The organism is Corynebacterium sp., from assembly GCF_052107835.1.
Lineage (GTDB): Bacteria > Actinomycetota > Actinomycetes > Mycobacteriales > Mycobacteriaceae > Corynebacterium.
In genome coordinates, this window is the sequence record NZ_JBQEDF010000003.1 from 104,775 (window position 1) to 113,519 (window position 8,745).

An 8,745-nucleotide genomic window follows, 5' to 3' on the forward strand; every position below is an offset into this window, starting at 1 on the left:
AGTTGTCCAACCACAACGCACAGCATCTAAGGACGTCAACAGTGAAGAATCTGACCCAGCGCCGTCGCACGGTGACCGCAGCGGCCGCCACCGTCGCCGCCGGATCCCTCATCCTCACCGGCTGCTCCAACTCGGACAGCGATAACGGAGGGGACGCGGCCGAGAGCAACTACGAGCTGACCAACACTGAGGGCGAACTCCGCGGTGAGGGAGCCAGTTCACAGCAGAAGGCGATCGAGCAGTTCAGCGTCGCCTACTCCTCGGCCGTGCCCGGAGCCACCCTCGCCTACAACGCCACCGGGTCCGGCTCCGGACAGAAGCAGTTCATCGCCGACCAGGTCGATTTCGCCGGCTCCGACTCCCCGCTGGACGAGGAGCAGGCCGGCCAGGCCGCCGAGCGCTGCGACGGCAACGATGCCTGGCATCTGCCGGCCGTCGTCGGCCCCGTCGCCGTGGCCTACAACCTGGAGGGTGTCGGCGAGCTCAACCTCTCCACCGAGACCGTCGCCAAGATCTTCAAGGGTGACATCAAGAACTGGAACGACGAGGCCATCGCCGCCGAGAATGAGGGCGTCGACCTGCCCGACAAGCCCATCGACGTGCTCTACCGCGCCGAGGAGTCCGGAACCTCGGACAACTTCCAGTCCTTCCTGAAGACCGCCACCGACGGACTGTGGGAGGACGAAGGCAAGACCTTCCCGACCGGTGTCGGGTCGGGCGCCCAGGGCTCTTCGGGTGTCGCCGACCAGGTCGCCGCCACCGACGGCGCGATCACCTACGTCGAGTCCGGCTTCGCCACCGCGAACGACCTCGGGATCGCCAACCTCGACTTCGGTGCCGGCCCGACCGAACTCAGCCCGGAGACCGTCAACAAGGCTCTGGACAGCGTCGAGTTCTCCGGCGAGGGAAATGACCTCGTCGTCGACTCCGAGGCACTGTTCAGCATGGAGGAGGAGGGCGCCTATCCGCTGGCCCTGACCACCTACGAGATCGTCTGCTCCGCAGGCTACGACGAGGAGACCGCCGGCCAGGTCAAGGACTTCCTCCACACCATCCTCGACAACCAGAACGACCAGCTCGAGGAGGCCGGCTACATCCCGCTGAGCGGTTCCTTCAAGGAGAAGCTCGAGACCGCCGTCGACGAACTGCAGTAGGAAGAGCCAGTAGATGTCCAATTCCACGGACAACCACCTCTCGGGCAGTCCCGCCGAGACCGCCGGGGACGACGGGGGTAACGGGACCGGGGCGACCGCCACGGTCACGGGCACGCCGGGCAGGAAGCCGGTGGTCAAGGCCCGCGCCAGCAAGCGTCCCGGCGACCGGATCTTCGAGACCCTGTCGACCGGCGCAGCCGTCCTGATCACGGTCATCATCGGTGCGATCGGCCTGTTCCTGATCCTCCAGGCTGTGCCAGCCCTGTCCCGGGAGCGGGACGGCCTGTTCAGCTTCTTCACCTACGGCGACCGGTGGAACCTGGACTACGGATCCAATGACGGCGGGTGGATGCAGTTCGGCATCCCGAACATGTTCTTCACCACGGTGATGGTGTCGGTTCTGGCGCTGATCATCGCCATGCCGATCGCCCTGGGCATCGCCATTTTCCTGTCGAACTACTGCCCGAAGCGTGCGGTGAAACCCCTCGGGTTCATCATCGACCTGCTGGCTGCGGTGCCGTCGATCGTCTTCGGCATCTGGGGCATGCAGGTGCTCGGACCGGCCCTGGGTGGGTTCTACGAGTGGCTGGTCGGCTGGGGTGGGGGTTTCATCCTCTTCGACTGGCAGCAGGGGACGTCCCCGGCGTTCTCCACCAGCCGCAACATCTTCACCGGTGGTGTCGTCCTGGCGATCATGATCCTGCCGATCATCGCCGCCACCGCCCGGGAGGTGTTCGTCCAGACCCCGCGTGGCCAGGTCGAGGCCGCACTGGCCCTCGGCGCGACCCGGTGGGAGGTCGTGCGGATGACCGTCCTGCCGTTCGGCAAGTCCGGCTACATCTCCGGCGCCATGCTGGGGCTCGGCCGCGCCCTCGGTGAAACCATGGCGTTGTACATGGTCATAGCCTCCGCCCCGGGGTTCAGGGGCTCGCTGATGGACGGAGGAACCACCTTCGCCACGGCGATCGCGAACGCCGCCCCCGAGTTCAACGACGATCTCAAGGCCGGTGCCTACATCGCCGCCGGCCTGGTGCTGTTCGTGCTGACCTTCCTGGTCAATGCCGCCGCCCGTGCCGTCGTCAACAACAAGAAGTAGGAGATGTCACCGACTATGACGACTACCTCGCACGACCTCGAGAACCGCCCCCACGCGGCACTGGCCCCCAGCGGGTTCTCCGACATCTCCACAGGGCGCAAGCTGCGCAACAACATGGCCACCGTCATCGTGTACGTCGCGATGGGCGTCGCCGTCGTCCCGCTGGTCTGGGTGCTCTGGGTCCTGATCCAGAAGGGACTGCCGGTCATCCTCAGCAGTGACTGGTGGGCCTACGACATGTTCGGCCAGCTGTCCAACGTGGCCGGGGGCGGCATCAGCCACGCGATCATCGGCACGCTGACCCAGGCCCTGGTGACCACGCTGATCTCCGTGCCCGTCGGCGTGCTCACCGCCATCTACCTGGTGGAGTACTCGCGTGGCGGCTGGCTGGGGCGCACCACCACGTTCATGGTGGACGTCTTGACCGGTGTGCCCTCCATCGTGGCCGCCCTGTTCGTCTACGCGTTGTGGATCACCATGTTCGGCTTCGAGCGCTCCGGCTTCGCCGTATCCCTGGCACTGGTGCTGCTGATGATCCCGGTGATCGTCCGGAACACCGAGGAGATGCTGCGCATCGTCCCGATGGACCTGCGTGAGGCCGCCTACGCCCTCGGCGTCCCGAAGTGGAAGACGATCATGCGCATCGTGCTGCCGACCGCGCTGTCCGGCATCGTCACCGGCGTCATGCTCGCCGTTGCCCGCATCATGGGTGAATCCGCCCCGGTGCTGATCCTGGTGGGTGCAACCCCGGTGATCAACTGGAACGTCTTCGACGGCAACCAGAACTCGCTGCCCCTGTTCATGCTGGAGATGTACAAGCTGCAGGCGAACTCCGAGGTGCTCGCCCGCCTGTGGGGCGCCGCACTGACGCTGGTCGTCATCATCGGTGCGCTGAACATCGGTGCCCGCATCATCTCCGCCAAGTTCTCCATCAAAGCCGACTAGAAGCACCGAAGGATTCCTGACATGGCCAAGCGCCTCGACCTCAAAGACGTCGACATCTTCTACGGCGACTTCCACGCCGTCCAGAACGTGAACCTCGAGGTTCCGCCCCGCTCCGTGACCGCCTTCATCGGACCGTCCGGCTGCGGCAAGTCCACCGTGCTGCGCACCCTGAACCGGATGCACGAGGTGATCCCCGGCGCCTACGTCGAGGGGGACGTCCTGCTGGACGGGGAGAACATCTACGGACGCCACGTCGACCCGGTCGCCGTGCGCAACACCATCGGCATGGTCTTCCAGAAGGCCAACCCGTTCCCCACGATGTCCATCGAGGAGAACGTGATCGCCGGGCTGAAGCTCTCCGGCGAGAAGAACAAGAAGAAGCTGCGCGACATCGCCGAGAAGTCACTGCGTTCGGCCAACCTGTGGGAGGAGGTCAAGGACCGCCTCGACAAGCCCGGCGGCGGACTCTCCGGTGGTCAGCAGCAGCGCCTGTGCATCGCCCGGGCGATCGCGGTGGAGCCGGAGGTGCTGCTCATGGATGAGCCGTGCTCGGCGCTGGACCCGATCTCGACCCTGGCCGTGGAGGATCTCATCCACGAGCTCAAGGAGGAGTTCACGATCGTCATCGTGACCCACAACATGCAGCAGGCCGCGCGCGTGTCCGACCAGACCGCGTTCTACTCGCTGGAGGCCACCGGGAAGCCGGGGCAGCTGGTGGAGGTCGGTCCGACGAAGAAGATCTTCGAGAACCCGGAGCGCAAGGAGACCGAGGACTACATCTCGGGACGCTTCGGCTGATCCGGGTCGCATTCCCGGAAAGCAGGTCCGGATCCGGGACAGGTGGTACCCCCACCCCCTCGCTCATTTCGTGCCACACTGGAAACAACAGTTTCTTGACCGGTCGTTGACCGGTGGGCAGAAGGGAAGGAGCGCCGTATGAGTCCTGTACACATCGTGCTGATGGGGGTGAGCGGCAGCGGCAAGGGGCAGCTGGCCGCTGAACTGGAGCGCCGCACCGGTTTCACCGCGGCCACCGCGGCGGACCTGCAGCCCGACGAGGTCCGCTCACGGATGGGATCCGGTGAGTTCCTGACCCCCGAGGAGCGTCTGCCCTGGGCCTACTCCATCAGGGACTGGTTGTCGGCGCAGGCGGCGGAAGGCACGTCCACGGTGGTCGTGAGCCTGGGCCTGGGGCGCCGGGCCCGCGACATCTTCCGCGAAGCTGAGGGGTTCGTGTTCTTCGTCCACGTGCACGCCACCGAGGACGTGATCCGGGACCGCGTCCTGCGACGCACGGGGGAGCACCCGGACGCGGAGGTGCTGCGGCAGCAGTACGCGGAACTGGAGCGCCTGCGCGCCGACGAAGCCGGCGTCCGGTTGGACGCAGGCCAGACCCCGGAGGTGCTGGCGGATGCCGCACTCGCCGCGCTCACGGTCGCGGAGAAGGCCTAGAACGAGTCGGAGCCGTAGCGGCGCCGGATCTCGTCGAACTGCTCGCGCATGGTCTCCTGCTGCTCTTCGCTGCGGCGGGAGACCTCGTACTCGTCCGGCTGCATGCCGGTGGCCAGGTACACCACACGGGTGCCGATGTTCACCGCGTGGTCGGAGTAGCGCTCGAAGAACCGGGACAGCAGCGTGACGTCCACCGCGGCGGAGACGGGGTAGGGCCAGTCCTTCTTGCCGGTGACCTGGAACATGTGCTCGTGGAGGTCGTCGACGGCATCGTCGTCGAGGGCGAGCTCCATGGCCTTCTCCGGGTCATAGGTGACCAGGACGTCGTGCAGCTTCCCGCCGACACCGTCGACCAGACGGGCCATCTCCCGGAAGTAGGGCTCGGTGATCTCGGGGACGGCCGGGTCCGGGTGACGACGGCGGGAGAGCCGTGCCACGTGCACCGACAGGGCAGCCATGCGGGCCAGGTCCTCGACGATGTAGGTCCCGGAGACGACCTGACGCAGATCCCTGGCCACGGGGCCCTCGAGTGCGAGCAGCTCGAAGGAGCGGGTCTCGGCCCGCTTGCGGAGCTCCTCGACCCCGTCGATCGAACTCAGGACCTGCTCGGCCGTATCGATGTCCTGGTTGAACAGGGCCTCACAGGCCGACGACATCATCCCGCGGACCTTGTCCGCCATGAGAGCGAGTTCATGTGCGAAGATCCGCATCTGTTCCTGGTACACAGTGCGCATAGTCGCGAGTCTACGGCCCCGGAAGACTTTTCGCCGCCTAAGTTACCTCCCGGCCATCCACCGTTCATCCGCCGTTGTTGGCGGCGTCCTCAACCTCCGGAACGCCGGCGAATTCCTCCTGCGGATCGTCCAGCCAACCGTCCGGCAGTGACACCTTCCCGGGCGACCCCTGGCGTCCGCGGGCGCCGTCGGAGTCGGCCGCCAGGGCGTCCGACCCCCGCATCGGGTCCAGGACACGCCGCAGTGACTCCAGATCGTTGATCTGGCTGAGCTGGCGTCGGACCTCCCCACCCGCGGGGAAGCCCCGCATGTACCAGGCCATGTGCTTGCGCATCTCGCGCACGCCGTACTTCTCGCCCTCGTGGGCGGACAGCAGTTCGGCGTGGCGCATGATGATGGTGCAGACCTCGCCGAGGGCAGGCTCGTCCGGGATGGGCAGTCCACGCAGGTTGGCGGACAGTTCGGCGAACAGCCAGGGGCGCCCCAGGCAGCCGCGTCCCACGACCACGCCGTCGCAGCCGGTGTGCTCCATCATCGCCGCCGCGTCCGAGGCCTTGAAGATGTCGCCGTTGCCGAGGACGGGCACCCCGGTGCCGTCCATGTGCTCGACGAGGCGGGCGATCTCGTCCCAGTCGGCGGTGCCGGAGTAGCGCTGGGCGGCGGTGCGCCCGTGGCAGGCGACGGCGGCGGCTCCCTCGTCGGCGGCGATGCGTCCGGCGTCGAGGTGGGTGTGGTGTTCGTCGTCGACGCCGACGCGGAACTTCACGGTGACCGGGATGGCAGTGTCCCCGCCGTCGCGTCCCGCGTCCGCGACCCCCTTCACGGCGGCCTGCACGATCGAGGCGTAGAGGCGGCGCTTGAAGGGCAGGGCGGATCCGCCGCCGCGGCGTGTGACCTTGGGGACCGGGCAGCCGAAGTTCATGTCGATGTGGTCGGCGAGGTCCTCCTCGGCGATCATCCGCGCAGCACGGTAGGTGTACTCCGGGTCGGTGGTGTAGAGCTGCAGGCTGCGGGGGTCCTCGTCCGGGGCGAAGGTCGTCATGTGCAGGGTCTTCGGGTTGCGCTCGACCAGGGCGCGGGCGGTGACCATCTCGCAGACGTACAGGCCCGCGACGCTTCCCATGCGCTCGCGTTCCTGCTCACGGCACAGTGTGCGGAAGGCGACGTTGGTCACCCCTGCCATCGGGGCGAGGACGACGGGGGAGTCGAGGTCGAACCTGCCGATGGACAGTGCCGGGGCAGGTGTGGTGGTCGGGGTGCTGACAATGCTCACCGTTACGATTCTCACACCGCAGGACGCTGCAGCGCAAAGCGTGCGGGACGTTGTCCCCGACCCCTCGCGAGGGTGATCTGTCCTTCACTCACTACACTGGAATGTGGACGGTCACACCCGGACAGTGTCCGCTGCCACCTGTTGTGATATTAATGGTGGCAGACATCACGTTTGCCTGAGAAACAAGTCGTGATAATTACAGACATATTGCCGAACCACCGGGAAAATTTGAGGAGAAAGAGTGTCTGAGCGCATCGCACACAGCGGTCTGCAGTCGAAGATCATGTCGGCCGAGGAGGCCGCGGAATTCGTCAACAACGGGGACAAGGTGGGGACTTCCGGCTTCACCGGTGCCGGCTACCCCAAGGTACTGCCCACGGCCATCGCCAACCGTGCGAAGGCGGCCCACGGACGTGGTGACGAGTTCCAGATCGAACTGTTCACCGGCGCATCCACCGCCGTCGACTGCGACGGCGTCCTCGCCGAGGCCGAGGCCATCAGCTTCCGTACCCCCTACAACTCCGACCCGGTGCTGCGCGGGCAGATCAACGCCGGTGAGTCGAAGTACTGGGACATCCACCTGTCCCACCTGGGCAAGCAGGTCCAGGAAGGCTTCTTCGGCAAGTTCAACGTCGCCATCATCGAGGCCGTCGCCATCCGTGAGGACGGCACCGTCGTCCCGTCCTCCGCCGTCGGCAACAACCTCGAGTACATCGACGCCGCCGACAAGGTCATCATCGAGGTCAACGACTGGCAGTCCCGCGACCTCGAGGGCATGCACGACATCTACCGCATCGAGCAGCCGGGCAAGCGCACCCCGATCCCGATCACCGCCCCCGGTGACCGCATCGGTGGTACCGCGATGGAGTTCGACATCAGCAAGGTCGTCGCCGTCGTCGAGACGGACGCACCCGACCGCAACGCGCCGTTCACCCCGGCCGACGAGACCTCCAAGAAGATCGCCGGCTACTTCCTCGACTTCCTCGAGGGCGAGGTTGCCGCGGGGCGCCTGTCCTACGACCGCTACATCATGCAGTCCGGCGTGGGTAACGTGCCGAACGCCGTGATGGCGGGCCTGCTGGATTCCAAGTTCGAGAACATCACCGCCTACACCGAGGTGATCCAGGACGGCATGGTCGACCTGATGGACGCGGGCAAGATGACCGTCGCCTCGGCGACATCGTTCTCGCTGTCCCCGGAGTACGCGGAGAAGATGAACGCGGAGGCCGCGAAGTACCGCGAGAACATCATCATGCGCCCGCAGCAGGTCTCGAACCACCCGGAGGTCATCCGCCGGCTCGGCCTGATCGCCACCAACGGCATGATCGAGGCCGACATCTACGGCAACATCAACTCCACCAACGTGTCCGGTTCGCGCGTGATGAACGGTATCGGCGGCTCGGGTGACTTCACCCGCAACGCCTTCATCTCCTCCTTCATCAGCCCGTCGATCGCCAAGGGCGGCGACATCTCCGCCATCGTGCCCTTCGCGTCCCACATTGACCACCATGAGCACGACGCCATGGTGATCATCACCGAGAACGGCTACGCCGACCTCCGTGGGCTGGCCCCGCGTGACCGGGTGAAGAAGATGATCGCGATCGCCGACCCGTCCTACCAGCCGCTGCTGGAGGAGTACGTGGAGGCCGCGTCGAAGTCGAAGTTCCAGCAGACCCCGCACGACCTGTCCAAGGCCTTCGAGTTCCACACCCGCTTCCTCGAGACCGGTTCGATGCGCAAGTAGTCGGGCAGTACCGTATGCACTGCTGTTGTGCTGCGGCTGCGCTGCGCTGAATGCCCCCGGTCCCGGTGGCCGGGGGTTTTCGCGTTGCTTCTCACTTGATCCCGGCAGAGTCCATACTTTCACACTGCGAGCGATTTTCATGCGACCCTTGCAGTCCCCTGACCTGCGTGTCTCAGTATGTGGAAAGTGTTTCGGGTGTGAATGTCGACCGGGGCCCGGGGTACTGTGGGGAGGGGACGCCTCGTGCGATAGAATTCTCCTCGCACCGTCATCATGTCGACGGGGTACATCGGGGCCTTTAGCTCAGTTGGTAGAGCTACGGACTTTTAATCCGCAGGTCGTGGGTT

Annotated in this window: 8 protein-coding genes; 6 read left to right on the forward strand and 2 right to left on the reverse strand. The window is 65.9% G+C overall.

Annotation, left to right across the window (positions count from 1 at the left end; all coding sequences use genetic code 11):
- Positions 1–50 precede the first annotated feature (50 nt).
- From pstS to ACTIL2_RS01515, 5 genes are all read left to right on the forward strand, one after another.
- Positions 51–1,154: a phosphate ABC transporter substrate-binding protein PstS gene (gene pstS, locus ACTIL2_RS01495; protein WP_442335684.1), complete on the forward strand. Its 1,104-nt coding sequence runs from the start codon at positions 51–53 to the stop codon at positions 1,152–1,154.
- A gap of 13 nt (positions 1,155–1,167) precedes the next feature.
- Positions 1,168–2,250 carry a phosphate ABC transporter permease subunit PstC gene (pstC, locus tag ACTIL2_RS01500; RefSeq protein WP_442335672.1) on the forward strand — a complete coding sequence of 361 codons (1,083 nt, stop codon included), beginning with the start codon at positions 1,168–1,170 and terminating at the stop codon, positions 2,248–2,250.
- Positions 2,251–2,265: 15 nt separating this feature from the next.
- Positions 2,266–3,195, forward strand: coding sequence for a phosphate ABC transporter permease PstA (pstA, locus tag ACTIL2_RS01505; RefSeq protein WP_442335673.1), 930 nt, complete (start codon positions 2,266–2,268; stop codon positions 3,193–3,195).
- 21 nt (positions 3,196–3,216) lie between these two features.
- Entirely contained in the window at positions 3,217–3,993 is a 777-nt protein-coding gene (pstB, locus tag ACTIL2_RS01510; protein ID WP_442335674.1) for a phosphate ABC transporter ATP-binding protein PstB, read from the forward strand.
- A 138-nt stretch (positions 3,994–4,131) separates the two neighbouring features.
- Positions 4,132–4,647 carry an AAA family ATPase gene (locus ACTIL2_RS01515; RefSeq protein ID WP_442335675.1) on the forward strand — a complete coding sequence of 172 codons (516 nt, stop codon included), beginning with the start codon at positions 4,132–4,134 and terminating at the stop codon, positions 4,645–4,647.
- Here ACTIL2_RS01515 and phoU read toward each other — a convergent pair.
- On the reverse strand, positions 4,644–5,381 hold the full coding sequence (gene phoU / locus ACTIL2_RS01520; RefSeq protein ID WP_442335676.1) for a phosphate signaling complex protein PhoU: 738 nt from the start codon (positions 5,379–5,381) through the stop codon (positions 4,644–4,646). The two genes, ACTIL2_RS01515 and phoU, sit on opposite strands and share 4 nt — an antisense overlap.
- Before the next feature lie 64 nt (positions 5,382–5,445).
- Positions 5,446–6,654 (reverse strand): tRNA dihydrouridine synthase DusB, encoded by a 1,209-nt coding sequence (gene dusB / locus ACTIL2_RS01525; protein ID WP_442335677.1) that lies wholly within the window; start codon positions 6,652–6,654, stop codon positions 5,446–5,448.
- Positions 6,655–6,895: 241 nt separating this feature from the next.
- Between dusB and ACTIL2_RS01530 the strand changes: the two genes are divergently transcribed.
- Positions 6,896–8,398, forward strand: a complete 1,503-nt coding sequence (locus tag ACTIL2_RS01530) for an acetyl-CoA hydrolase/transferase family protein (protein WP_442335678.1) — start codon at positions 6,896–6,898, stop codon at positions 8,396–8,398.
- Positions 8,399–8,745: the final 347 nt, after the last annotated feature.

What these genes read in the sequence shown, in the direction of transcription:
- pstB (WP_442335674.1), top strand. Translation starts at nt 3,217, where the DNA reads ATGGCCAAGCGCCTCGACCTCAAAGACGTCGACATCTTCTACGGCGAC.
- ACTIL2_RS01515 (WP_442335675.1), top strand. Translation starts at nt 4,132, where the DNA reads ATGAGTCCTGTACACATCGTGCTGATGGGGGTGAGCGGCAGCGGCAAG.
- phoU (WP_442335676.1), bottom strand. Translation starts at nt 5,381, where the DNA reads ATGCGCACTGTGTACCAGGAACAGATGCGGATCTTCGCACATGAACTC.
- pstA (WP_442335673.1), top strand. Translation starts at nt 2,266, where the DNA reads ATGACGACTACCTCGCACGACCTCGAGAACCGCCCCCACGCGGCACTG.
- pstC (WP_442335672.1), top strand. Translation starts at nt 1,168, where the DNA reads ATGTCCAATTCCACGGACAACCACCTCTCGGGCAGTCCCGCCGAGACC.